Annotated in this window: 20 protein-coding genes; 6 read left to right on the top strand and 14 right to left on the bottom strand. The window is 67.7% G+C overall.

Features of this window, described 5'->3' with window-relative positions; all coding sequences use genetic code 11:
• Positions 1-481: alanine racemase (locus FV228_RS04475; RefSeq protein ID WP_348645007.1), on the bottom strand; the 481-nt coding region annotated here is incomplete at its 3' end.
• 41 nt (positions 482-522) lie between these two features.
• Positions 523-1,779: a D-amino acid dehydrogenase gene (locus FV228_RS04480; RefSeq protein WP_147853486.1), complete on the bottom strand. Its 1,257-nt coding sequence runs from the start codon at positions 1,777-1,779 to the stop codon at positions 523-525.
• A gap of 228 nt (positions 1,780-2,007) precedes the next feature.
• Here FV228_RS04480 and FV228_RS04485 point away from each other — a divergent pair, with 228 nt between their 5' ends.
• Positions 2,008-2,448, top strand: a complete 441-nt coding sequence (locus FV228_RS04485; RefSeq protein WP_147853487.1) for an Lrp/AsnC family transcriptional regulator — start codon at positions 2,008-2,010, stop codon at positions 2,446-2,448.
• 102 nt (positions 2,449-2,550) lie between these two features.
• Here FV228_RS04485 and FV228_RS04490 read toward each other — a convergent pair whose 3' ends face one another.
• Both FV228_RS04490 and glyA read right to left on the bottom strand, forming a co-directional pair.
• Positions 2,551-3,468, bottom strand: coding sequence for a LysR family transcriptional regulator (locus FV228_RS04490; protein WP_147853488.1), 918 nt, complete (start codon positions 3,466-3,468; stop codon positions 2,551-2,553).
• A gap of 100 nt (positions 3,469-3,568) precedes the next feature.
• Entirely contained in the window at positions 3,569-4,831 is a 1,263-nt protein-coding gene (glyA, locus tag FV228_RS04495) for a serine hydroxymethyltransferase (protein WP_147853489.1), read from the bottom strand.
• 179 nt (positions 4,832-5,010) lie between these two features.
• Here glyA and FV228_RS04500 point away from each other — a divergent pair, with 179 nt between their 5' ends.
• On the top strand, positions 5,011-5,919 hold the full coding sequence (locus tag FV228_RS04500) for a LysR substrate-binding domain-containing protein (RefSeq protein WP_187277632.1): 909 nt from the start codon (positions 5,011-5,013) through the stop codon (positions 5,917-5,919).
• 130 nt (positions 5,920-6,049) lie between these two features.
• On the opposite strand, the gene FV228_RS04505 is transcribed toward FV228_RS04500, so the two are convergent.
• The 6 genes from FV228_RS04505 to FV228_RS04530 form a co-directional block, all read right to left on the bottom strand.
• Positions 6,050-7,414, bottom strand: coding sequence for a D-serine ammonia-lyase (locus FV228_RS04505; protein ID WP_147853491.1), 1,365 nt, complete (start codon positions 7,412-7,414; stop codon positions 6,050-6,052).
• A 251-nt stretch (positions 7,415-7,665) separates the two neighbouring features.
• The gene (locus tag FV228_RS04510; RefSeq protein WP_147853492.1) at positions 7,666-8,724 is read right to left on the bottom strand and encodes an asparaginase; all 1,059 of its coding nucleotides are present in this window, start codon (positions 8,722-8,724) and stop codon (positions 7,666-7,668) included.
• Between the two features lie 60 nt (positions 8,725-8,784).
• Entirely contained in the window at positions 8,785-9,789 is a 1,005-nt protein-coding gene (locus tag FV228_RS04515; protein WP_147853493.1) for a helix-turn-helix domain-containing protein, read from the bottom strand.
• A gap of 66 nt (positions 9,790-9,855) precedes the next feature.
• Positions 9,856-10,752: an amino acid ABC transporter substrate-binding protein gene (locus tag FV228_RS04520; RefSeq protein ID WP_147853494.1), complete on the bottom strand. Its 897-nt coding sequence runs from the start codon at positions 10,750-10,752 to the stop codon at positions 9,856-9,858.
• Between the two features lie 83 nt (positions 10,753-10,835).
• Complete coding sequence (locus tag FV228_RS04525; RefSeq protein WP_187277633.1) at positions 10,836-12,017, bottom strand: aminotransferase class V-fold PLP-dependent enzyme; 1,182 nt, start codon at positions 12,015-12,017, stop codon at positions 10,836-10,838.
• A gap of 200 nt (positions 12,018-12,217) precedes the next feature.
• The gene (locus tag FV228_RS04530) at positions 12,218-13,024 is read right to left on the bottom strand and encodes an IclR family transcriptional regulator (RefSeq protein ID WP_147853496.1); all 807 of its coding nucleotides are present in this window, start codon (positions 13,022-13,024) and stop codon (positions 12,218-12,220) included.
• Positions 13,025-13,614: 590 nt separating this feature from the next.
• Between FV228_RS04530 and FV228_RS04540 the strand changes: the two genes are divergently transcribed.
• The 3 genes from FV228_RS04540 (at position 13,615) to FV228_RS04550 (ending at position 17,678) form a co-directional block, all read left to right on the top strand.
• A complete protein-coding gene (locus FV228_RS04540) occupies positions 13,615-14,964 on the top strand; it encodes an LLM class flavin-dependent oxidoreductase (RefSeq protein ID WP_147853497.1) in 1,350 nt (449 codons plus the stop codon).
• Between the two features lie 262 nt (positions 14,965-15,226).
• Positions 15,227-15,412: a hypothetical protein gene (locus FV228_RS04545; protein WP_147853498.1), complete on the top strand. Its 186-nt coding sequence runs from the start codon at positions 15,227-15,229 to the stop codon at positions 15,410-15,412.
• A 643-nt stretch (positions 15,413-16,055) separates the two neighbouring features.
• Positions 16,056-17,678 carry a Na+/H+ antiporter gene (locus FV228_RS04550; protein ID WP_147853499.1) on the top strand — a complete coding sequence of 541 codons (1,623 nt, stop codon included), beginning with the start codon at positions 16,056-16,058 and terminating at the stop codon, positions 17,676-17,678.
• Between the two features lie 66 nt (positions 17,679-17,744).
• On the opposite strand, the gene FV228_RS04555 is transcribed toward FV228_RS04550, so the two are convergent.
• The 4 genes from FV228_RS04555 to FV228_RS04570 all read right to left on the bottom strand — a co-directional run bounded on the left by FV228_RS04555 (position 17,745) and on the right by FV228_RS04570 (position 23,485).
• Entirely contained in the window at positions 17,745-18,560 is an 816-nt protein-coding gene (locus FV228_RS04555; protein WP_147853500.1) for an FTR1 family protein, read from the bottom strand.
• Positions 18,561-18,651: 91 nt separating this feature from the next.
• Positions 18,652-20,202, bottom strand: a complete 1,551-nt coding sequence (locus tag FV228_RS04560; RefSeq protein WP_147853501.1) for a PepSY-associated TM helix domain-containing protein — start codon at positions 20,200-20,202, stop codon at positions 18,652-18,654.
• 28 nt (positions 20,203-20,230) lie between these two features.
• Positions 20,231-22,477, bottom strand: a complete 2,247-nt coding sequence (locus FV228_RS04565) for a TonB-dependent siderophore receptor (protein WP_147853502.1) — start codon at positions 22,475-22,477, stop codon at positions 20,231-20,233.
• 162 nt (positions 22,478-22,639) lie between these two features.
• Positions 22,640-23,485 (bottom strand): AraC family transcriptional regulator, encoded by an 846-nt coding sequence (locus FV228_RS04570; RefSeq protein WP_147853503.1) that lies wholly within the window; start codon positions 23,483-23,485, stop codon positions 22,640-22,642.
• Positions 23,486-24,236: 751 nt separating this feature from the next.
• On the opposite strand from FV228_RS04570, the gene FV228_RS34750 reads away from it, so the two are divergent.
• On the top strand, positions 24,237-26,004 hold a 1,768-nt coding region (locus tag FV228_RS34750), incomplete at its 3' end, for a S8 family peptidase (protein ID WP_281406466.1).

A 26,004-nucleotide genomic window follows, 5' to 3' on the forward strand; every position in this document is an offset into this window, starting at 1 on the left:
GTCTTCCAACGCCGAAAAATGCTCCACCAGTGCCTTGCCTGACATCGGATGCCTCACCAGACCGAGGCCCCCTGTGAATCACGCAAAAGGCAACACCGAAATCCATTCCTTTCAAGCGATCGCCCTGCGCGAGCTGGCCCGGCGTATTGAGGACCGGCACCAGCCCGTGCTCCAGGCACTCGGCTTCGGCCCCGCGCGGGGCTCCGTGCAGGATCCGCACGGCGGCCCCCCGGGGAACGTACCGCCGGAGCGCGATCCCTTCGTCGAGATGGGCCACGAAGAAGGTTCGGCAGCCGGCCGCGGACAGGATGGGAGCGACGCGGGCGGCGCCCAGGCCATACGCGTCCGCCTTCAACACCGCGGCGCATTCCGCCGTCCCGAGGCGGCGTGACAGGAGCCGGTAATTGGCCGCGATGGCGTCGAGGTCGACTGTCAGCATCGCCCCCGCGTGCGGACGCCCGCCATCGTCGAACGCCTGCACCCTATCGTCCTCCCGATCCCTCATGCGCGCGTCCACGGGCCTCATGCCGCGTAACGGCCGACGGCGAGGTCTTCGTGGGCGATGTCGGGCGCCCGGCCGGACATCAGGTCCGCGAGGAGCCGGCCCGACCCGCAGGCCATGGTCCAGCCGAGGGTGCCGTGGCCCGTATTCGTATACAGGTTGTCGTAGCGGGTCGCCCCGACGATGGGCGTCCCGTCCGGCGTCATCGGGCGCAGGCCCGTCCAGAACGTCGCCCGGCTGAGGTCGCCCCCGGCCGGAAACAGGTCGTGGACGCACCGCTCCAGGGTCGCGCGACGGGGCGGACGCAAGGCCTGGCTGAAGCCGGCGAGTTCGGCGGTGCCGCCGACCCGTATGCGGTCGCCGAGCCGGGTCAGGCCGACCTTGAACGTCTCGTCCATCACGGTGGAGACCGGAGCCGCCTCCGGATCCGTCACGGGCAGGGTCAGGGAGTAGCCCTTGACCGGGTAGACCGGCAGGTTCAGCCCGAGCGGACGCAGGAGCGCCGGGGTGAAGCTGCCCATCGCCGCCACGTAGGCGTCGGCGCGCAGCACCTCGGACCCGCAGGCGACGCCGGTCACGCGACCGCCCGAGGTTTGGAGCCCCGTCACGGTGACGTTGTAGCGGAACGTCACGCCGAGCCCCTCGCAGATGGCGGCGAGTCTCTGGGTGAACAGGTGGGCATCCCCGGTCTCGTCACCGGTGAGACGCAGGCCGCCCGCGATCTTGTCCTTCACCCGGTCGAGCGCCGGCTCGGCGGCGACGCAGCCCGCCGGGTCCAGCACCTGGTAGGCGACGCCGTAGGCGTCCAGGACCTTCGTGTCGTCGCCCACGTGATCGAGCTGCTTGCGCGTGCGGAACAGCTGCAGCGTGCCGCGTTCGCGATGGTCGTAGGCGATGCCGGTCTCGTCGCGCAGGTCGCGCAGGACGTCGCGGCTGTATTCCGCGAGCCGCACCATCCGCCCCTTGTTGCGGGTGTAGGCCTCCACCGTGCAGTTCGCCAGCATGCGGGCGAGCCAGCCGTAGAGACGGGGCTCGACGGACGGCCACAGGACCAGGGGGCGGTGGCGCATCATCAGCCACTTCATCGCCTTGACCGGAATGCCCGGAGCGGCCCAGGGGGCGGAATATCCGGGGGAGACCTGGCCGGCATTGGCGAAGCTGGTCTCCAGGCCGGACGCGGGCTGCCGGTCGATCACCGTGACCTCATGGCCGGCCTTCGCCAGATAATAGGCGGCGGACACGCCGACCACGCCGCTTCCCAGGACCAAGACCCGCATGTTCGCTCTCCTCGGCACCGAACATCCGCATTCGGCGCTCATCCGCCGCCCGGGACTCTGCGATCGCGGAGTCCTCGGCAGGGTCTGCGGGAAACGCGTCGCCCGGTCGCCGGCCGAGGTGTATCGAACATCGAAACCCGCGCACGATGCTGCGAACGTGTTGCAGTTTCTGCGAAGCGGATGCCATGAAACGATAGGAACTGCCACGGAACGACAGGTCGTTGCGCGATGCCACAGGATGAGATCGACACCGCCATCATCCACGCCCTGCGCGCGGATGCCCGGATGCCCAATGCGGCCCTGGCCAAGCGCGTCGGCCTGTCCGCTTCCGCCTGCCTGCGCAGGCTGCGGATGCTGGAGCGGGACGGGACGATCCGGGGTTACACCGTGCTGCTCGACGCATCGGCCGCATCGGGCCTGGTGGTGATGACCCAGATCGAGCTCGAGCGGCAGACGGAGGATTACCTGAACCGGTTCGAGGCCGCCGTCCGCCGCTGCCCGGACATCCAGGACTGCTACCTCATGACGGGCAGCTCGGATTACCTGCTGAAAATCCGGGTGGCCGATGCCGGGGAGTACGAGCGGCTTCACCGATCCGTGCTGTCGAAGCTGCCCGGCGTATCCCGGATCCAGTCCAGCTTCACGATCCGGAGCGTCGTCGGCCGCTGACCTGCGGCCGCCGGATATCCGGCCAGCGTGACGGGCCATCCGCGGCCTCGCGGCGATCGACGGATGCGGCGCGGACGGGCCGCCCCCGATCGCGGCGGCCGCCTAAATCGCCATTGCATCGCGGGATGGGGAATCCGTCGCCCGCGCCAAGGCCTGCAGGAAGGCGGCGATCGACGGGTTGCGTCCCTCGCCCCGGCGGAACGCCACCGAGATCTGGCGGGCGATGGGCGGATCGAGCTCGGTCACGCACAGGCTTCGGCCGGTGTCGCGCAGCCTGAGGTGCGGTTGGATCGAGATGCAGCAGCCGGCCTCCACCATCGCCTGCACGACCTCGAAACCGTGGCAGTGCGCGTGGATCTTCGGCTCGAACCCGACGGCGCGGCAGGCCTCGACCACGACCTCCGAATAACCCTTGTCGGGGTTGTCCAACGCCCAGATCTCGGTCCGCAGGTCGCGGAGCGTCACGGCCGCCCGGCCGGAGAGCGGATGGCCGCCCGGCAGGACGACGCAGAGGCGGTCCTCGCAGAGGGACCACGCCTCGATCGTCGCCTCCGGGATCCCCTCCAGGGTCGTGAGATCGTCGATCAGCGCGACATCGGTCCGCCAGCCGCGTAAGGCGGCGAGGCCGTCCATCGGCTCCAATTCGTCGAACCGGATGCGCAGCGACGGATGTGACACCCCGATGGCGACGATGGTCCGGGGGAGCAGGGCGGCGGCGACCGAGGGAAACGCCGAGACCCGCAGCTCGCCCGCCACGGTCCGCTTGAGTTCGGCGATGTCGGTCCGGGCCTCCTCGATGACCCCGATCACCGTCTCGGCGTGCAGGACGAGGCGTGCGCCGGCGGGGGGCAGATGCACGCCCCGGCCACGCCGTTCGACCAGGGCGATGCCCAGCTCGGCTTCGAGGAGGGCGATCTGCTGGGACACCGCCGACGGCGAGATACCCAGGGCTTCGGCGACCGCAGCCATGGTCCCGCGCACGGACAGCTCCCGGAGCGTGCGCAGACGCGTGAGATCCATTGCCCTCGCCCGGCCGTTGGATGTCTCCAGGACGGCGACCGCGACGGTCGCCGGAGATCCGGCGCCCCCGGCTTCGCGAGCCGCGGGGCGCCGGGGTCGATTACGGGTAGATCGGGAAGCGGGCGCAGAGATCCGAGACCTGCCCGTGGATCGAGCGGACGAGGGCCTCGTCGGACGGGGCCTTGACGATCTGCGCGATCCAGGTGCCGATCGCGCGGAACTCCTCGGCCCCGAAGCCGCGTGCGGTGCCGGCGTTGCTGGACAGGCGCAGACCCGACGGCGCCTCCGGGGGGCGCTCGTCGAACGGGATCTGGTTCTTGTTGACCGCCAGCCCCGCATGCTCCAGCGCCTTTGCGGCGATGTCGCCGGTGATGCCCTGGTTGACCAGATCGACGAGCATCAGCCCGCAATCCGTGCCGCCTGCGACCAGGCGGACGCCGGCCTCCGCCAGCGTGGCGGCGAGCATCCGGGCGTTATCGAGCACCGCCTGGTTGTAGCCCTTGAATTCCGGCCGCAGGGCTTCGCCGAAGCAGGCGGCCTTGGCGGCTACGATGTGCAGCATCACCGAGCCCTGGACGCCCGGGAAGATGCCGTAGTTGATCTTGTCGCTCAGCGCCTCGTCGTTCCACAGCACGAGGCCGCCGCGGGCGCCGCGCAGCGACTTGTAGGTGGTCGAGGTCACCACGTGTGCGTGCGGCAACGGATCGGGATAGATCCCCGAGGCCACAAGCCCGGCGAAGTGGGCCATGTCGACGACCAGGTAGGCGCCGACCTCGTCGGCGATCGCGCGCAGTCCGGCGAAATCTAGGACCCGGGCGTAAGCGGACCCGCCCGCGATGATCATCCGGGGCTTGTGCTGGCGGGCGAGGCCGCGCAGCTCGTCCAGGTCGACGAGTTCGGTCTCGCGGTTAACGCCGTACCGGACGATGTTGTAGTCCCGCCCGGTCAAGGTGGCGGGATGGCCGTGGCTGATATGGCCGCCCGCGGCGGTGTTCATCGACAGGATGGTGTCGCCGAGCTTCAGCAACCCGAGGAAGACGCCACTGTTCGCGTTCGATCCGGAATGCGATTGCACGTTGGCGAAGCGCGCGCCGAAGAGTTTCTTGGCCCGCCGGAGGGCCAGGTCTTCCACCGCGTCGGCGAATTCGGCGCCGCCGTAATACCGCGCGAAGGCGAAGCCTTCGACGGTCTTGTTGGTGAGGGCCGAGCCCTGCGCTTCGAGGACGAGGCGGGACACGATGTTCTCGGACGCGATCAGCTCGATCCCGTTCTGCTGGCGACGCAGCTCGCCGCGGATGGACGCCGCGAGTTCGGGATCGGCGTCGAGGCCTTCCGTGAAGTAGCCCTTGTGCAGGTATGTCATGTCGTCAGGCCCTCGCCGCAGAGAAGGAAGAAGACGCGGGTCGGCATCCGTCGGGGCGCCGCGTGGGCGTGCCGGCGACCGCCCGTCCGCGATCCGTGATCGCCCCTTGGATGCGGTTTTTGCCGAGGGTCCGCAAACGACATATCGTGGCCGCGAGACCAAGCTCACCTAGGCCTCAGATGCCCCTCTCTCCGCCCCGGCCGTCCCTCCCGTCGCTGAACGCGCTGCGTGCCTTCGAGGCGGCCGCCCGCCACGAGGGCTTCGTCGGCGCGGCCGACGAACTCTGCGTCACCGCGGCCGCGATCGCGCAGCAGGTTCGCGCACTGGAGGATTGGGTCGGCAGGCCGCTGTTTCACAGGAAGGCGCGGGGCCTGCAACTCACGAGCGAAGCCCGGGCGATGCTGCCGCGCCTGGTCGAGGCGTTCGACGCCCTGGCCGGCGCGGCCCATGGCCTCCGTCGGCACGCCGAGCGGCAGGAGGTCCAGATCGCGGCCCTCCCGTGCGTGGCGCAGCTCTGGCTCTCGCCGCGCCTCGGGGCGATGCGCAGGGCGTTCCCGAACCTCGAATTCTCGGTGGTCGCGCTGGAGAACCCGCCCGATTTCACGCGGGACCTGTTCGATTTCGGCCTGTTCTTCGTGGACGGGAGCCTGCCCAACTGCACCGCCCACACGCTCGTGGAGGACCGGTTGTTTCCGGTCTGCTCGCCCCAACTCCTGGCTGGGCGCAGGCTGGATCTGGCGAACCTTGCCGACATGACGCTGCTCCATGACGCGCGGTGGCGCAACGACTGGGCGCGATGGCTGAGGCATGCCGGCGACCGGCGGGTCGACGCCCGCCGCGGATCGACGTTCTCGCTCTACAGCATGGCCGTGGAGGCGGCGATCGAGGAGGCCGGGATTCTGATCGGCCACAGTAGCCTCTTGCAGGTTCCCCTTGGCGACGGGCGCCTGCTGGCGCCGATCGATACGGCCGCCCTGCTCGGTCCCCCGCTCTCGCTGATCCTGTCCGAGGGGCGCGGGCTTGAGGGGGGAACCGAGGCCGTGGTCGCGTGGCTGCGCGAGACGGCGCCGGCGCCCGCCGCACGGTAGGTGTCGGAGCGGGTCGATCGCCTCAACACCGCCTGTGCGCGTCGCGAATCGCGACACTCTGCACGGCTCAAAGCTCTTGTTTTGACGCGCTCTCTTGCGACGAACCGGAGCCACTTCGTCGGAGAGCGCTCTAACGTGCCGCCCCAGTGTCGGCCCGCCGGAGGTATGCGCGCGCCTCCTCCGGGGGGACCATGCTGCCGCCCGTGGCCCAGACGATGTGCGTGGCCGCCTCCAGGCGGTCGCGGTCGAGGTTCAGGCGGGCGCGGTAGGCGTCGTCGGCCACGATCCGGGAGGGGCCGGGTGCGCCCGCGACCGCGGAGGGCTCCAGCATGAGGCCTTCGCTGGCCTCGAGCAGGGCCAGGAGGTCGAGCAATTCCTGGTCGGCCACCGTGAAATAGCCATCCACCAGGCGCTGCATCGCCCGGCCGACGAAGCCCGACGGCCGCCCCACCGCCAGGCCGTCCGCGACGGTCGCGTTGGAGATGCCGAAATCCTGAACCGCGATCTGCTCGTGCAGGCCCGTATAGACGCCGAGCAGCATGCAGGGCGAGGGCGTGGGCTCGGCGAAGAGGCAGCGGACCGCATCGCCGAACACCAGCTTGAGCCCGAACGCGACCCCGCCGGGCCCGCCGCCGACCCCGCAGGGCAGGTGGACGAAGAGCGGGTGCTGCGCATCGACCGGCACGCCGAGGGCGGCGAGCTGCGGCCTCAGCCGCAGGCCGGCGACCGCGTAGCCCAGGAACAGATCCTTGGAGTGCTCGTCGTCGACGAAATGGCAGTTCGGATCGGCCTCGGCCTCGGCACGTCCCTGGGCCACGGCGGCCCCGTAATCGCCGGCATGCTCGACCACCGTGACACCGGAGGCGCGCAGGCGGTCCTTCTTCCACTGCCGTGCATCCGCCGACATGTGGACCGTGGTCCGGAATCCGATCTTGGCGCTCATGATGCCGATCGACAGGCCGAGATTGCCGGTGGAGCCGACCGCGACGCTGTAATCCGCGAAGAAGACGCGCGCGCTTGCCCCGCCGAGCGCCGCGTAGTCGTCGCCGGTCGTGATCAGCCCGGCTCCGAGGGCCAGGGTCTCGGCCCGCTTGAGCACTTCGTAGATGCCGCCGCGTGCCTTGATCGAGCCCGAGACCGGCAGGTGGCTGTCCTTCTTCAGCAGAATCCGGCCGCCGCCCGCGTAGCCGTAGCGCCGACGGAGGGCGTCCGCGAAGGCGGGCACAGCGACGAGGTCCGACTCGATGATCCCCCCGGTGGCGGCGAGGTCCGGGAAGAACCGGACGAGCAGCGGAGCGAAGCGCGCCAACCGCGCGCTCGCATCCTCGACGTCGGACAGGGTGAGCCCGGCATCGGCGAGCGCGGTCGCGGCGGGGGCGATGGCGGGGTTGAACCACGCGGTTTCCCGGCCCGCGATCAGGTCGCCGATCAGGGGATGGGTGGAGAGCCACGTGTCGAGTGGCCGTCCGTGGATCGAGGGGGCTTGCCGGGTCATCGTGAGGGTCCTGGCTGGTCGACGCTCCGGCCCGGCGACCGCCGGGCGCCAAGCCGCAGAGGGCGGGTCGGACCGTGTCATAAACCGGGACGCCGAGCGCGTGCAGCTCCCGGTGGATCGCCGCGGGGCTGCCGGCAAGCGCCCGGCTGACGCTCAGACGATTCTCAGGGCGTGCGGGCAAGCGATCGAACGGATCTTGCTCCGGGATGCGAGGCCGTCACCGTCCCATCCATTCGCTTGCCGGCTTGCACTCAGTATCGCGAGAACATCTGCTGTATCTGCTTGGCATCGCTCGTTTTCGTGAGCGCCAGCATCAGAAGGACCCGGGCCTTCTGCGGGTTCAAGGTGTCCGACGTCACGGTGCCGAGGGCGTCGTCGTCGTGTTCGCCATTGCGTTCGACCAGGCCGCCGTTGACGCGGGACGAACGCACGACGACCACGCCCTTGCCCACGCCGGCCTCGACCGCCGGCTGCACGGCCTTGGGGATGCTGCCGTTGCCGGTTCCGGCATAGACGATGCCCTTGGCACCGTCCCCGATGGCCGCGTTCAGGAGGGCGGGGCCGACATCGACGTAGGAATAAACGATCGCCACACGCGGCAACGCGCGCAGCGTGGAAACGTCGAACTCCGTCGCCGCGGTGTGCGGTCGCGTCGTCGTCCGGTAGAAATGCGGCTTGCGCCCCTGCATGATGCCCAAGGGGCCGACATCGGGCGCCTTGAACGCGTCCAACCCGGTGGTGTTGGTCTTCGTCACGTCTCGGGCGGCATAGATCCCGTCGTTCAGCGTGACCAGCACGCCGGCCCCCTTGGCGGCGGGGTCCGCGGCGATGGCCACGGCGTTGGCCAGGTTCGCCGGTCCGTCGGCGCTGACGGACCCCGATCCACGCATGGACCCGACCACCACGACCGGCTTGTCGCTCTTGACGACGAGGTCGAGGAAATACGCCGTCTCCTCCAGCGTGTCGGTTCCGTGCGTGACCACGACGCCGTCCGCGGCGCCGGAGGCCAGGACCTCGTCGATCCGACGGGCCAGGCGCAGCCAGACCTCGGCGGTGATGTCCGGGCTTGAGACCTGCGCGACCTGCTCGGCGCTGACGTCCGCGGCGGCATCCAGCCCCGGGACCGCGGCGACCAGCGCGGAGCCCGACAGGACGGAGTCCTTGCCGGTCGTCTGCGCGATGGTCCCACCGGTCGCCAGGACCAGGATCCTCGGCTTCGCCTGCGGTCCGGCCGCGGAGGCGGGCGCGCCGCCGAGGGCCATGACCGCCGACAGGGTGGTGGCGATGGTCGCGCCAATACGTCCGAGCATGTCTGATTCTGTCCTTCGACGCGGCCCGACCACGAGCCGGCAGGTGGATGTTCCAGGGACCTACGATCGGCGGGACGCAGCTGCAGGCGCCGTCGGACCCGGTCGTGCGTTCATCAGTGCCGCGTGACGATGCTCGCTGGGAGCCATCCCGTAGCGCGCCTTGAAGCGGCGGGCGAAGTGGGCTTGGTTGGCGAAGCCGCAGCCATAGGCCAGGGCGCCGATGGACAGGTGGGTGCAACCCGGATCGGCTAGGCGGGCGGCGGCCGCCTCCAGGCGTTTTTGCCAGATCCAATCCGAGATGTGCTGGCCGCGCTCGTGGAACAGCTCCTGCAGCCGCCGCAGCGAGACGCCGACGGCTGCCGCAAGCATGGGCGGATCGAGGGTCGGGTCGCCGAGGTTGGCCTCGATGAACGCCTTGGCGCGCTGGATCACGAGCGTCCCGTGCAGCGGTCGCGGCACCTCCTGTGCGAGGCGCTCGGCGAGGCAGGCGACGATGAGATCGATCCCGACCCCGACCATGCGCTCGGCGCTGTGAGCCGGCAGCCGATCGCCCTGGTGCAGCAGGTTGGTCAGGAACGAGCGGGCCAGGGTCGTGACCGGCCGGTCGCCGTCGACGGTCAGGCCGGCGAAGATCCGGGCCGGGCCGAGCACGCTCTCCAATCTCTGCCGGGGGATCGCGATGGCCAACACTTCGCTGTGGCCGCTATGCTCGATCGTCCAGGGCGTGTTCGTATCACGGACCGCGAAGTCGCCGGCCCTGTCCGTGCTCGAGCGATCGTTCTGATCCGAGCGCACGGTACCGGACAGGACCATGCTGACGAAGAGATGATCGGTCCGATGATTCTCGTGCCGGAGCGTTCGCGGTGTCGTCGATGCTCTGAGATTGCGCAACGAAAACTTGCTGAAGTCCAAGCCGCCGAAACTTGCCCCGTCGATCGTCGCGTCGAACGTTTCGTCACCGAGGCATGATTGTTCCATCGGGACGATACGGTCTTCGCAGACATCCCGCCAATGGCGAAACCGATCTTTCGGCGGCAGCCCGTCTGTCGAGAAGATGGTCTGCATCGCACTGAACTCTATGCGGATCGGGATTCGTCGTCCCGCATCGGAACGAGCACGCTCGGCGCGCGGTCAGAACTCGATCGCGTCGCTGGGGTGCGCGACGCGCTCCTTCAGGGCGTCCGACATCGGGAAGGTCAGGTTCTCGCCGCGGGGCGGGATCGGGCTCTCGAACCACTTGGCGTAGAGCGTGGCGAAGGCCCCCGAAGCCATCATGCCCTTGAGGACGCCGTCCGCGAGCGCCTTGAACTCAGGATCCTCCCTGCGCAGCATCAGGCCGTAGGCCACCAGGTCGTAGGTCTCCGGGAGGAAGGTGAGGGCGGCCGGATCGGGTGCGCGGGACTTCAGGCTGGCGAGCAGGATGTCGTCCTCCATGAAGGCGGCGGCCCGCCCGCTCTGGAGCACCAGCATCGACTCGCCGTGATCCTTGGCCTGGATGACGGTGAAGGTGCCGCCCTTGGCCTTGATGCCGAACGCGAAGCCCACCGCGTTCGACCCCTGCGTGACCACCACGGTCTTGCCGTCGAGGCCCTTCACGTCGTGGATGCCCGACGAGACCTTGGTCAGCCACCGGGCCGAGGACACGAAGGTCGCGACCGTGAAGGCGACCTGCTTGAGCCGGGCGGCGCTGCTGGACGTGCCGCCGCACTCGATGTCGATGGTCCCGTTCTGCATGAGCGGGATGCGGTTGGCGGAATCCACCGGCTGGAGCTTGACCGCGAGGTTGTCGAGCTTGAGATCGGTCTTGATCTTGTCCACGACCTGCGCGCACAGATCCATCGAGAAGCCGACCGGCTTCTGATCGACGTCGAGGTACGAGAACGGGATCGAGGCCTCGCGATAGCCGAGCGTTATGGTCCCCGTGCGCTTGATCTTGTCCAGCGTCGGGCTCTCGGCCGACGCGGCCGTCGCGGCAAGACCGAGCGCGAGCGCGCCGGATAGTTCAACGAACGCGCCTTGCAGGGACATCGGTTTTCTCCTCTCGACGGTTGCGGGTCTTGCGAGGCCTAGCGGCGCGGGCGCCGTCAGCGATACGGGGAGGGGTTCGGGGCCTATCCGAGCGTGGACAGCACCGCCGTACGGGCCTGCATCGACGGCGCGTTGCGGGCGCGGATGGCCTCGATCAGCCGGTCGATATCCTCAGCGGTGTTGAACATGCCGAGGGAGACGCGGATGCCGTCGCGCTCGGGCGAGACGCGGATGCCGCTCTGGGTGAGGTAGTCCAGCCACTCGCCCGCAGGCAGGGCGACCACGTAGATGTGCGGGGCCCGGTGCCGCCGCTCGCGCGGGCCGACCAGGCCGATGCCGAGCTGGTCGAGCTGCTCGATCAGGTGGTCGCCCAACGCGAAGCAGTGGGCCTGGATCTTCTCGACGCCGACGGAGGCGATCAGGTCGAGGGCGGCTCCGAGCCCCTGGATCGCCGGCAGGTTGAAGTTGCCGAGCTCGAACCGGCCCGCCGAGGGGGCGAGCGCCATGTTGTCCGGGCGGGCGATGAAGTCCGCGGGCGGCGCGGCCAGGCTGATCGCCGCCATGTAGGCCGGCTCCAGCTCGGTCAGGCGCGTGTCCCACCACAGCAGGCCGAGCCCCTGGGGCGTGAGCAGACCCTTGTGCGTGCCCGAGCCGACGAAGGTGGCGTTGAGCGCCTTCACGTCGAGCGGGACGACGCCGATGCCCTGCATCACGTCGACCACGAAGTAGAGCCCCTTCTCCTTGCACAGCCGGCCGACGCTCTCGACGTCGAAGCGATGGCCGGCGTGGAAGGTCACCTGCGACATGGAGATGACGCGGGTCTTGTCGTCGATGTGCGGCCGGAAGCTCTCGGCATCGATGACCTCGGTCATCGGGATGAACGCGACCTCGACGCCCTTCTTTGCCAGGTTGAGGAAGGCGTAGGCGTTGTTGGGGTGGTCGCCATCGATCAGCAGGACCTTGTCGCCCGGGCGCAGCGGCAGCGCGTTGGCGGCGATGTTCATGCTCTCGGAGGTGTTCTTGGTGAAGGCGACCTCCTCGGGCCGCGCCCCGATGAAGTGGGCGAGCTTGGTGCGCGTCTCCTCCAGCCGGTTGAGCCAGACCTGCTTGGGACCGGCGGTCTCGTAGCCCTCGCGCAGGAAGCGCTCGTAGGCTTCCTTCACGGGGCGCGCGAGCGGCGTCTGGAAGCCCGAGTCGAGGTAGACGATCGACTCGGCGGCCGGAAACGCCTTCCGCACGGCGGCGACATCGTAATGCTGGGTCATCATCCCTCCGGCGGCACGGGCGTCCCAAAGCAGCGCGCCGGACCGATCCGACGAATGCTTCGAGATCATCAATGTATAAGTGCCGTTAGCGCTGCGAGACCTGATAGGCCTCGTCTGAAAGCTGTATGCCTAACTTGTGTATGCCAAAGATACACGACAGCCGCGCAGCGTCGAGGTACTTCATCGAGCGCCGATAGTTTTCATTCCGAAATATGAGAATCTCTTGATTCTTCGATCTCGCTCAGGATGGTGCTGGACAGGAGCGCCGCCGCCTTCTGCAGAGGCCCGATGAAGGCATCCAGCCCGTCGAAGCCGACGCGCGCCATCGGAACCGAAACGCCCAGGCACGCGATCAGGTCGCCATCCGGCGAGACGATGGGCACGGCGCAGCCCACCACCCCCAGCACGAATTCCTGGTTGCTCTTCGCCCAACCGCGGCGCCGCGTCTCTTCGAGTTGCACCAGCAGCGCGTCGGGATCGGCGATCGTCGTCGGGGTGTACCGGACCAACGGGAGCGCATGAGCCAACCGGTGTCGATCCTTGGCGGGCAACCGGCTCATGTAGATCTTGCCGGTCGACGTGCAGTGGAGCGGGGCGGCATCGCCCGGGTTGAACTGCAATCCCTGATGCTGCTTGGATCGCACGCTGTCGACGTAGATCACCGCGTTGTCGCGCACGACGCCGATCTCGCATTGCTCGCCGATGCGGTCGGCCACGGCGCTGAGGACGGCGTGTCGGCGCACGGTCCGGAACGCCGCGCCGATGGTCTTGGCCGACAGCGTCACCAGCTTGCTCCCGACGACATACCGCTTGGTGCCGAGGGCCTTCTGGACGAGGCCGCGTTCCTCGAGGTTGCCGATGAGACGATGCGCGGTCGGTATCGGCAGGGCGAGCGCATCGGCGATCTCCGCGGCCGAGAGCGCCTTCTTCTGCTCGGCCACGAAGGTCAGTATGGCGAGGGCCCGATCCAGCGGTCCGTCGCGTGACCGTTTGGGTTCGTCAGTCACGGCAAGGCCTCTTGCATGAGAAGCATGGGGCTGTGCCTCACAGGCACGAACTTGCAAAGGCTTCATCCCCGGTCGGAGGACCCTGTCGTGGCATCGGTGTGCGCTGCATCCCGCGGCGTGATGGTGCATCATGGACGCTGACGCGTGAGGCGGAGGACGCACTGTGGCTGGAGTTCGCCACGGCATCGCCCGAACGGCGCCGCGCGCCTCATCCTGAGCCTGTCGAAGGACGACCCGAGTTCCAAGCGTCGCACGACGATAGCCGCGCCCTTGCCGCCGCGCATGGCCTGAACCCGAAGAAGACCCCGTTCCAAACCATCTCTCAGCTTGGACCAACGACCCAGACCGGTTCAGGATCGACCCGCGCCACCGCATCGCGGGATCATACAACCAGAACCGCAACGAGCCTTATACCGAGCGGGTCTGCGCCGGCCCCTTGCTGGACATCGCGATCGGGCTCATCGTCGAGACGATCGTGTTCGCGACGTTCGAGCGGCTCACGGGCCGGCATTGGGACATGAAGCGCTGACGCCGCGCGCGACCTTGCCGCCTTTGCCCCAGAACGCATCGCCTCCAACCCCGATGGGCCGATGACACAGGATACGCTTCGCCTCGGCGCCTTCTTCTACGCCACCGGGCATCACGTGGCCGGATGGCGCCACCCGTCGAGCGAAGCCGATGGCGGGCTCAATCTCGAACGCTATGTCGGCTGGGCGCGCCGGGCCGAGGCCGCGAAGTTCGATCTCGTGTTCCTCGAGGACGGCACCGGCATCCGCGACGGCAACCTGCGCTCCAGCGAGCGCACCGCCCGCTCGGCCCATTTCGAGCCGGTGACGCTGCTGTCGGCGCTGGCGGCGGTCACGAGCCGGATCGGGCTGGTCGCCACCACCTCGACCAGCTTCAACGAGCCCTACAACGTCGCCCGGCGCTTCGCGTCCCTCGACCATCTCAGCGGCGGCCGGGCCGGCTGGAACCTCGTCACCTCGACGACCGATGCCGAGGCCGCCAACTTCGGCACCGACCAGATCGCCCGCCACACCGACCGCTACGAGCGGGCCGAGGAATTCGTCGACGTCGTCCTGGGCCTGTGGAACACCTGGGACGACGGGGCGGTGATCATCGACCGCGCCTGCGGCCAGTTCTCGAAGCCCGACGGGTTCCGGCCGCTGAACCACCGCGGCAAGCATTTCGAGGTCCGTGGACCGCTCAACATCTCGCGCACGCCCCAGGGGCAGCCGGTCCTCGTCCAGGCGGGCTCCTCGGGGCCCGGGAAGGATCTGGCGGCGCGCACCGCCGAGATCGTGTTCACCGCCAACCAGACGCTCGACGAGGCGGTGGCGTTCTACGGCGACCTGAAGGAGCGGATGGGCCGGTTCGGCCGGGCCCGGGACGACCTCAAGGTGATGCCGGGGCTGTTCCCGGTGGTGGGCCGCACCGAGGCGGAGGCGCGCGCGAAGTTCGACGCGCTTCAGGACCTGATCGACCCGATGGTCGGCCTGGCCCTGCTGGAGCGCATGGTCGGCGGCTTCGACCTGTCGGGCTACGATCCCGATGGCCCCGTGCCGGAACTGCCCGAGGCCGAGGGCGCGAAGTCGCGCCAGCAGCTGATGTTCGACCTCGCCCGCCGGGAGGGCCTGACCCTGCGCCAGCTCTACCTCCGGATCGCCGGAGCCCGGGGCCATTCGCAGATTGTCGGAACGCCCGCCCAGATCGCCGACGAGATGGAGGAGCGCTTTCGGGCCAAGGGCGCCGACGGCTTCAACATCATGCCGGCGACCCTGCCCGGGGGCCTCGACGACTTCATCGCGCTGGTGCTCCCCGAGTTGCGCCGCCGCGGCCTGTTCCGCAGCGAGTACGAGGGCCGGACGCTCCGGGACCACTTGGGCTCGCGCCCGCCCGCCCGGGCCGCGACGGTTCCGGACGATCCGGCCGGCGTGTGAATTCAGAGCCGGTTTTGCGGAGGGGCTGTCGATTCAGCAAAGGCGTGCTTGTTCCGCCTGAGATCTGAAGAACGCTGTCCTCTGAAGCGGCCGAATAAAAGCGTTCGTTTCGTTTGACCGCCGGCGCCGGGATCGACACGATCATGGCTCCGCAGCGCATCTTCCTTGCAGGCCCGCGACGAGCGGGATCGGATCTCGACCGTCCTCTTTGGACGGCAGGATCCACCGGCCGGGTGTGCAGCGGGATCGAGCGGATGCAGGCTTGGGCCTCGCCGCCACCGAGACGGAGTACGGCTTAGCTTTGACCATGTCCCTGAGCGACGACATCCGAGATCATGAGCCGCCGCACGGTTTCGATCCGCAGTCTGCCTGTGCGGAAAGTCGGATGCGTGGCTACATCGCTGCGTCCGCGGCGTTGATCTGTCTGATCGGGTGGATCCTGCATTGATGGCCTTCGGCTTTCGGGGTGGCAGCCTGGCGCCCGGCCACAGCCGGGCCGAAGCGGGCGGCCCCGGGCGCTGAAATCCGCCGCCCGACCTGCGAGCAGACCAGCCCGTCCAACGTCGCGACCCGCAATGTTGCGACGTTCGGCGAGGGCAGGTCCCCGACGTTATCGGAGCAAACTTCAGTTTCTATAGAAAAGATTATTGTTCTTCGAAGCATAGGCGTTCGATGTAGAGGCAGAAATTTATTTACGTCATTTGCGAAATTATCGATCGAGAAATAAAATAGTCATCGGTTTCCGTATAAGCCGCTGCTCGCTCGCTTTCCGTCAATGACGGGTCTCGTGAGCGGCAGGATCGGGCGCAGCAAGGCCGGATCGAGATAGCCACCGGCGGCTGATTTGGTTCGAGGCCGGGCAAACGGGAAGCGCCCGCCCCCTCATAGACCAGAGCTGGTCCTATGGCCGCGTCTCGCACCGCGCTGCGGATGCCGCCTGCGGCACTGGCTTTAGCGGTCATCCGAGGGACATAAGAGGCCCGCGTCCACGCACGATCCTGGGGCGACCGCTACAACGCGGAACCGATCAGGCGGTCGAACCCTATGGTCGGGCGTCGTGCTAATCCGCCGGCCCTGCGAGAACGAGGCGAATGGAAAGCGTTACCGTCGTACTGGCCCTGCTGCTGTCCGTTCTGGTCAGCGGCGCCCTCGGCCGATTGCTCCCCCTGCCGTTGCCCCTGATCCAGATCGCGATCGGCGTGGCCCTGGCACTCGGCCCGCTCCCGAGCACGGCCCTCGACCCGGAGATCTTCTTCCTCGTTTTCCTGCCGCCGCTCCTGTTTCTCGACGGGTGGCGCATCCCCAAGCGCGACCTCTTCCGGGATGGCAAGACCATCCTTGCGCTGGCCCTCGGCCTCGTGGCCCTGACGGTCCTGGGTATCGGCATGCTGATCCACGGGCTGATTCCCGGCATCCCCCTCGCCGTGGCGTTCGCGCTCGCCGCCGTCCTCTCGCCGACGGACCCGATCGCGGTGTCCTCCATCGCGGCCCAGGCCCCAGTGCCGCGCCGCCTGATGCACATCCTCGAAGGCGAAGCCCTCCTCAACGACGCCACCGGCCTCGTCTGCCTGCGCTTTGCCATCGCCGCCGCCCTCACGGGCACCTTCTCGCTGCCGCAGGCCGCCACCACGTTCGTCTGGCTCGCCGTCGGCGGCGTCGCGATCGGCGCCGCGACGACCTTCGTCCTCATGGGCGCGCAGGACCTGCTCCGCCGCCGCACGGGCGAGGATCCCGGTCTCCAGATCCTGTTCAGCCTGCTGACGCCCTTCGGCGCCTACCTCGCCGCCGAGCACGTCCATGCCTCCGGTATCCTGGCCGCCGTCGCGGCCGGCATCGCCATGACCTATGTCGAGATCCAGGGCCGCAGCCTGGGCGCGACGCGGGTTCGGCGGACCGCCGTCTGGGACACGGTCGCGCTGGCTGCCAACGGTTCGATCTTCGTGCTGCTCGGCGAGCAACTGCCCGAGGTCCTGGGGCACGCCGTCAAGCAGGCCGACGTCCAGGGGGCCGGCTGGCTCGTCGCGTGGATCCTGGCCATCACGTTGGGCCTGATGGCCATCCGGTTCGTCTGGGTCTGGGTCTCCCTTCAGTTCGTGCTCGTGAAGGCGCGCCGTCGGGGCGATGGGTGGGACGCGCCGAACTGGCGCCTCGTTGCCGCCACGACCCTTGCGGGCGTGAAGGGCGCCATCACCCTGGCGGGCATCCTGACCCTGCCGCTCACCCTCAAGGACAACACTCCGTTCCCGGGGCGCGACCTCGTCATCCTCCTGGCGATGGGGGTAATCCTGACCTCGCTCGTCCTCGCGAGTACGATTCTGCCGCCGCTCTTGCGCGGTCTTCGGCTTCCCCCCGAGCCCAGCCACGACACCGAGGAGGACGCCGCCCGCGCCGCGGCCCGCGACGACGCGGTGAAGGCCATCGAGGCGCTGCAGCATCGCTTCGTCGAGGAGCACGAAGACGCCTCCATCGCGGTGGAGGCCGGCGCCCGGGCGATGGACCGTTACGAAGGTCTGGAGGCGCCCACGGCGGAGCCCCGGAAGGATCTCAGCCGCAACAAGCAGTTGGCGCACACGGAGAAGCGCCTGCGCCTCGCCGGCATCGAGGCCGAGCGGCAGGCCCTCTACCGCCTGCGTCGTTCCCGCGCCATCGACGACGTGGTTCTGCGACGGCTCGTCCGTGAGATCGACTTGATCGAGGCACGACTCGTCGCCTGACGACGCGTACTGACAGGCCGCATCGTCTCCCTGCGCCTTCGACCTGAACCGCGCGTCGACGAGCCCTCAGCGTGAGACGGCCGGATTGATCCGGTTCGCCGGCTCGGTCTTCCGGCTCCGGACGAACAGCAGGCCGGCAACCGCCAACAGGACGACGGCACCCTGGGCGCCCAGGGCTTCCCAACTGCCGTTGAAGCCGAGATCCGAGACGAGGGACGGGACGCCGTCATCGTGCACCGAGACCAGCGCCTGCTCCTGAAATTCCTGGATCGCGGCCCCGACGAGCTTCAGGCCCATCAGGAACAGGAAGGCCGACGTCAGCACGAAGATCGGCCGGAGGGGCAATTTCAGCGCGAGCCACTGCATCGCCACGAAAAGGACCACGAGGGCGAGCGCCGCCGCACCGAGCCCGGCGAAGAGCGACCCGTCCCAGCCACCGGCGGTCCTGGCCAGGGCGTGCAGGAACAGCACCGTCTCCGCACCCTCGCGGAATACCGCCAGGAAGGCGATGCCGGCCAGGGACAGCACGGTCCCGGCCCCGAGCGCTTGCCCAGCCAGCCGGTTGAGATCGGCCTGCCAGGCCTTCGGATCCTGCCGCAGGAACAGCCAACCGCTCATGTAGAACATGAGGGCGGCGGCCAGCAGCATGACGCCGGCCTCGATCAGATCGTTGTGGTTGCCGTCGTAGTAGGTCTCGAACACCCACGCCATGCCGAGACTGGCCATCACCGCGGCTCCGGCGCCGATATAGATCGGGGCGATCCTGTGAGCGGTATCGGCCCGCCTCATGAAGGCGGCCAGCGCCGCGATCACCAGCAGCGCTTCCAGGCCCTCCCGGAACAGAATGGTGAAGGCCTGAATGAACGTCGATCCGTTGTCCATGAGAAACCTCTTTCGCCCCCGCGGATCATACGGACGGTGTGCGACACTTCTAGCGCAATGTTTTGCGTTGTTTCTAAGGAGGCGCCCAAAGCTACGACAATGAAGGCCTAGATGGCGCCGGCCGGGCGATCGGCGATTGCGGCATGGTCGCGCGACCGGCCGTGCGGCAGGCCGCGAGCGCGAGAACCGCTGCCGTTGCCAGCATCGCGGCGTCGAACCACAGGAACGCCGCCTGGCTCGCGAACGCGACCCACCCCCGGGATAAAAGGTCGGCCGTCGGCACGGCGAGGTAGAGTGCGGCCGCACAGGTCAACGCCTCGTGCCATCGACGGGCCCGCGGCCGCAGCAGGGCCATGAGCGCGATCGCGAACCAACCGGCGAAGAACAGCCTGACCTCCCAAACGGCCCGACCCGGGAGATCGCTCGGCACCAGACGGTTGGCGAGGAGATAGCAGGCGATCGCCGCGGGCAAACCGACGATCGTGCCGACGTTCAAGGCCTCGACTAAACGGAGGCCGAGGGACCGCGCGTCACGCGGCTTCGGCGCCCGCGCCACGGTCCAGAGAACGAGGCCCGTGGCGATCGTGGCGCAGCCCAGGAGGCCCGACAGGACGAAGAGCGCGCGCACCATCGCGTCGGCGAAGTGTGCTTCGTGAAGTCCGACCATCACCGCGTGGGTCCGGGTCGCCGGTTCCGCCGGGAGGGTCCGCGCGCGGATTGCACCCGTGGCGGCCGCGATGCTGACCTGCGGATGGAGATGGGCCAGTCCGTGCGGCTCCTCGAAGATCGCCAGCACCGTCGCGTTCGCGTCGCGCGGATGGGCGACCGTGACCCGCTCCAGCGGCTGGGAACTCTCGGCCAGAACGCGCAGGACGATCGGCCCGAGGGGCGGAAGCGCGGCCGGGCGGCCGGCCGGGTCTTGGGACGGCAGGACCTGCCCGGATTCGGCGAAGTAGCGCTGGGCGTCGCCGCGATACGCAGTGGTAACGCCCCAGGGCATGTACAGCAGGGCCAGCGTCCCCAATCCGCTGTAGGTGATCATCAGGTGGAAGGGCAGCGCCAGCACGCCCGCCACGTTGTGCGCGTCCAGCCATCCGCGCTGCGCCGAGCGGTCCCGGCGGAAGGTGAAGAAGTCCGTGACGATGCGGCGATGGGTGACGATCCCCGAAATCAGCGCGATCAGCATGATCATCGCGCAGGCGCCGACGAGCCACCGTCCCCACAGGGGTGGCAAGCTCAACTCGAAGTGGAAGCGGTAGAGGAAGTCGCCGCCGCGCGTGTCGCGCACCGAGGCCGGCGCGCCGGTCTCCGGATCCAGGAGGGCATGTCCCGTGGGCGGCCCCGGCCGCGAGCGCCAGTACAATTCGATCGCGGGGAAATCCGGTCGCGGCATGCCGATCGACCAGCCGGTCGCGTCGCCGGCGTGCTGTTCGAGGTAGCGGACGCCCAGGTCGGCCGCTCGCGCCAGCGCGTCCGCCTCGGGCTCAGCGGTCGCGAGGAGTTCGGGCCGCATCCAATGCGAGATCTCGGACCGGTAGTAACTGGCCGTGCCGGTGACGAACACCGCGAACAGCACCCAGCCCACCACCAGGCCCGACCACGCATGCAGCCAGGCCATCGATTGCCGGAAGGTCTCCCTCATCGGCGCATCCCGGCGACCGCTGCGGCGCCTACCACCGGTAGCTCAGGCTCGCCAGCACGGTGCGCGGATTGCCGTAGTAGCAGGATCCGAGGGTATCGCAGGTCCCGACATAGACTTTGTCGAACAGGTTCGTGGCGTTGATCGCCAGGGTCGCCCCCGCCCAGGCCGGGTCCAGGCGGGCGAGGTCGTAGCGCAATGTCGCGTCGAACAGGGTGTAGGACGGGATGCGAATTGTGTTGGCCAGATCGCCGAAATGGTCGCCGAAGACGCGCACGCCGCCGCCGACGGTCAGACCCAGAAGCGGGCCGGCCGGGACGCTGTAGGTCGCGAACAGCGCGGCCTGGTTGTAGGGCGTCACCGGGATTCGCGCGCCGATCCGCGGCGCGGTCGGACCGGTGCCGGTCCGGGTGATCCGCGCGTCGAGGTAGCTGTAGGCGGCTGCGATGTCGAAGCCCTCGAAGGCGGTCACCTTCGCCTCGGCCTCGAACCCTTCGGCACGGACGCCGCCGACTTGGGCCTGGAACCCGGATGTCGTGGGCACCAGCACGTTCTGCTGGTCGATCGAGAACCCGGCCAGGGTGAACAGGCTTGCGGTGCCGGGGGGCTGGTACTTCACGCCGCCCTCGATCTGGTCGCCGGTGGTGGGCCGGAACGGCGTCGAACCGGCGCCCAGCGCGGTCGGCGGGACGATGCCGTTATAGCCGGTGCCGACCGCGGGCTGGAACAGCGTGGAATAGCTGACGTACGGGCTGATCCCGGCCTCGAACTCGTAGAGCAGCCCGGTGCGGTAGGTGAACGCCCGGTCGGTCTGCTCGATGCGCGTGTTGCCGACCTGCTGGAGCGTCGTGCTCGTGACGGTGTCGTGCCGGCCGCTGAGCAGCAGCACCCAGCGGTCGAGCCGGATCTGGTCCTGCACGTAGGCGCCGACCTGTTCCAGGTTCTGGCGGATGCGGGCGGTGATCGGCGGCAGCGGCTGGACGCCGCGATAGACCGGCGCGAAGACGTTCAGGCTAGTGGTCAACGTGTTGCGCGTGGCGAAGCCGAGATCGAAGGTCCGCACGTCGAGGCCGAACAGGAGGGTGTGGGCGAGCGGGCCCGTCGCGGCGTTCAGGACGAGTTGGTTGTCCATCGTGAACGCGTTGACGTTGTCGTCGAAGCGCACGGCCCGGCGGGTGACGTTGCGGAAATCGGTGACCGCGCCGGCCGCGTTGGTCGGGAAGCCGAAGCCGCGCACCACCGGCAGGTCGACGTTGACGCCGGAATAGCGCAGGTTCTGCCGGAAGGTCAGCGCCTCGTCGAAATGGTGCTCGAACTGGTAGCCGATGCCGAACTGCTCGCGGCGGAAAGCGTCGTAGCCCGGCTCGCCCAGGAAGGTCGAGCGGCGGATGCGCCCATTAGGGTTCGGGGTGAGCGTACCCTGAGAGGGCAGGAACTGCAGGGCCTTCGAATCGTCCTTGATGTAGTAGCCGAGCACCGTGAGCTGCGTCGCCGCATCGGGCCGGAACGTCACGCTCGGTGCGATGAAGGCGCGGTCGTCGTTCACGCGGTCGACGATCGTATCCGACAGCCGGCCGAGGCCGACTACGCGGTAGAGCACCGTCTTCTCCGGATCCACCGGGCCGGTCACGTCGAACGCGCCGACGAGGCGCCCGTAGCTGCCGCCCTGCACCAGCACCTCGCGGTAGGGCACGTCGAGGGGCTTCTTGCTGACGAAGTTGACGAGGCCGCCGGGCGGGGACTGCCCGTAGAGCACCGAGGCCGCGCCCTTGAGCACCTCCACCCGCTCGACCCCGTAGGTCTCGTAGCGGGACCACGCGTAGGTGCCCTTCGGCAATTGCAGGCCGTCGAGATATTCCGGCACGTCGAAGCCGCGCACCTTGATCCAGTCGTAGCGCGGGTCGCCGCCGAAACGCTCGACCTGCACGCCGGCGGTGTAGCGCAGGGCCTCGCTCGGATTCTGCGCACCCGTCGCCCGGATCTGGTCGGCGGTGACGACGCTGATGGACTGCGGTGTCGCGATGAGCGCGGTATCGGTCTTCGTGCCGGTGGCGCTGCGCTTGGCCGTGAAGCCCCGCACCGGGCCATTCGCCTGCTCGCCGCCGACGCCCGACGGACCGGACGCGACGGCGCCGCCCTGCGCCCCGACCACCGAGATCTCGTCGAGGGTGACCTGGGCCGGAACCGGCTGAGCCGCGGCTACGGCGATCATCGCTGCGAACGCGCTCGCGGCCACCAGGGATAGCGAGGCCGTCCGGCAGATGATCCCGTACGTCAACATTCGGTCCGAGCCCCGCGCGGCCGGGGGGCCGCAGACATCGATGCTCCTTCACGGAAGCGTGATGACCGTCTTACGCTGCGGTCCGACGCGCAACAACGATCGATACTTTCGCAGGAGACGCGAATCCATGCGATCGAGTTTAGTGTTGTTCTAAAGATCTCAGATCGACGCCGTTCGAGCCGCAGCCAGGGCGCTCGGCGGCATGCCGAAACGCCTCCTGAACAGCGTCGCGAAGTGCGGAGCGGTATATCCCACGCTCTGGGCGACTTCCCCGACGGTCGCCTCGCGGCTGGCGAGCATCCGGTAGGCCGCCTGCAGACGCCGCTCCTGAAGGAAGGCGTAAGGCGTCATGCCGTATGCGATCCGGAATCCGCGATTGAGCTTGGCCGGTTTCAGTCCGACGCGCCGGGCCACCGCCTCGAAGTCCGGCACGGCATCGAGGCGTTCCAGGATCAGCGCGCTCGCGGCTTCGACCCGCCCATGATCCACGATCGTGAGCGCACGGGTGGCCCCCGCGGGCTCGTCCGGTGCCTCGGCGGCGAAGACGATCGCGAGGAGTTCAAGGGCCTTGGCCGCCTGGTACAGGGGCTGCCCCGCCGGGCCGGCGGCCGCGAGGATCTGCGACGCGACGGCCTGCACCGTCGCGTCGGCTGCCCGACCCTCGAAAACGAATCCGCGCTCAGGGGAACGCCGGGCCATGGCCGCCGTGATGGAGCCGAGGCTCGCCCTGGCGTGATCGGGATCGACCCGAACGTGGACGCTGCTCAGGGGCTGACCCGACGGGACGGATTGGTCCCTCTCGAGTTCCCGCTCGGTGAAGCCGACCAAGAGCGCAGGCGCTTCGATCGTGATCGCGGGCAGGTCGGCAATCCGTAAGCGGGTCTGCCCGCGCAGGTAGACGACCACGCGCAATCCCGTCCCGACCGGCGCCGTCGTCCGGAACGTCTCCTCGAACGTCGCCTCGTTCGTGAAAACGCTCAGCCACCCACCGAGGTGATGGGCCACGGTGCTGGCCGGACGCTGGAAGATAGTATTGATTAGATTTTCAGAATTCATATGGTCGATTTATAGATCGAAACTGTGGCACGGTCGATGACGTGTCTAAGTTTTGAATTTTTATAATTCTAGCACCAAGTGCTGCGTCGAAAATACGTCGGGCAGGTTGCTAAGGGCCTTCACCGCTAAGCCCGAAGTTCTGTGGCATTTCGATCACCCCATCTGCGGAAATTCATTCGGCGGCAATCTGGGGAGGGTCCGCGATCCAGGTGATCGGCCCTTGAACGAGCAATAAACATGCCAAATTTTTGCCTCTGGCGAAAGCATTCGCTGGGATACCGCATGATGTACCGACTTAACGATAGACTTGTTATTGAATATAAATTTAAATTTATGGCGATAAAGTATACAACAAAAAGCTTGCGTACCGCATTTTTTTTGACATCTAATCGAAGATGGCCTCCGAGTTCGCCTAAAAATTACATCGATGTAACGATGTGATTCTGCAATTCAGAGCGTTTTTCTATTGCGGACAGTGCTAGAGCAATTCGAGATGCATATAAAAGCGCACATTCACAACGGCGCTCCGGGAAGAACTTATCGAAACCGGCCAATCGCGACCGCCCTACGCAGATCAACATTCGGCTTGGCAGCCCTAGGAGCCTCGGTCTCGCACCACGCCCTCGCGCAAAGTTTGGCTACCTCGGATCCAGCGAGTTGGCGCACGCCCGAATATCAAGCCTCGTGGGGGCTGGAGGCGATGCACGCCGCCGATGCTTACGCGGCCGGCTATACAGGCCTGGGCGTCACCGTCGGGGTGGTCGATTCCGGTGTCTATAGCGCACACCCGGAATTTGCAGATGGCCGCGTCAAGCCGCTGACCATCACCGGCACATTCGGCGCGGACGGGTTCTACTTCATGGACAAGTTCGGGCGGCCGATCGATCGGTCCCCGCGCCCTTCCATCTTCTCCGGCGGCCAACTCTATAGCGTTTCCGGCGCATACAACCCCGCATACAACGATCCCCACGGAACGGAAGTCACCGCAACAATCGGGGCGTCCCGTGATGGCATCGGCATGCACGGCGTGTCGTTCAACGCCAATGTCTATGTGGCGAACACGCAGGCCACCGACGAGATGACGTACGGGTTCAACGCCGATTACGCCTACTTCAAGAACGCCTACGGCAGCGTGGCTGCGGCCGGAGCGCGTGCCATCAACACGTCCTGGGGTAATCCACCCCCCGCGGACAATTACAACACCCTCGAGGGTTTGCGCAGTGCTTACGCAAACTTGAGCACCAAGCTCAGTTACCTCGATGCTGCGGCAGACGTCGCAAAGCAGTTTGACATCATTCAGGTTTTTGCGGCAGGCAATAGCGGGGCGCGCAACTCAAGCATTCGAGCGAATGCACCGTATTTCCGGTTAGATATCGAAAAAAACTGGGTTGCTGTCGGCGCTGCCGCAAAAAACGTCAGCGGCAGCACAAACCCCGCGGATCTCGTTCTCGCGGATTACTCGAATCGCGCGGGCGCTGCCAAATATTGGTATATCGTTGCGCCGGGTAGCGCCATCACCGGTGCCGCGCCACCCTACACGTCAGGTGCTGCCTGGAATGCCAGGACATGGGGCATCGACCCGAACCAACAAACTGCCGGCTACAGGTTAGGAGACGGCACCTCAATTGCCGCGCCGCACGCCACGGGGGCGCTCGCGGTGATCATGCAGCGCTACCCGTACATGACCAACCAGCAGGCCCGCGACGTCCTGCTGACCACAGCCTACCATCGCAACGCGGTCGATGGCGTGCCAGACGCCAATCCGAACGCTCCCAACGCGATCTGGGGCTGGGGCGTGATCGACCTCAGCAAGGCCATGAAGGGACCCGGCCAGTTCCTCGGACCCGTCGCGGCCAACCTCCCGACCGGCACCAGCGACACCTGGTCCAACGACATCTCCGAAGATGCCCTCGTCCAGCGCAAGCAGGAGAACGATGCCGAGGCTGCGGCGTGGCCCGCCAAGAAGGCGACGCAGGCTCGGCTCCTCACCGTTGCCGCAGCACAAGAGGCCGAGGGGATTGTCAAATCAGTCCTGAACAATCTGGCGATCGGGTTGAACGGCAGCGATTATAAGAGCGCGGTTGAGAAGGCTTGGCGCGCAGCGGACGAAAATCTGATCGTCAACGCAATTTTGATCAAGTTGACATCAGAAAACATTTATTGGAACTATCTTTATAATAATAATTATAGACTGGGCGCAGTTCAGACTTTGCGCAGGCAAATCGCCGCCCTCAATGCGACGACGATCACCCAAGTCAAGGCATCGATTAATGATCGATGGCCCCAATACGTCGCCACCGCAGAATCCCGCATCGCGTCCTTCGCGTCGATCCCGACCCGGGGCAGCCTGATCAAGACCGGCGGCGGCACGCTCACGCTCACCGGCACCAACAGCTATTCCGGCGGCACCACCTTCGCCGGCGGTACTTTGTCCGTGTCGCGCGACGCCAGCCTCGGCGCGGCCTCCG

Source organism: Methylobacterium sp. WL18 (genome assembly GCF_008040015.1).
GTDB lineage: Bacteria > Pseudomonadota > Alphaproteobacteria > Rhizobiales > Beijerinckiaceae > Methylobacterium > Methylobacterium mesophilicum.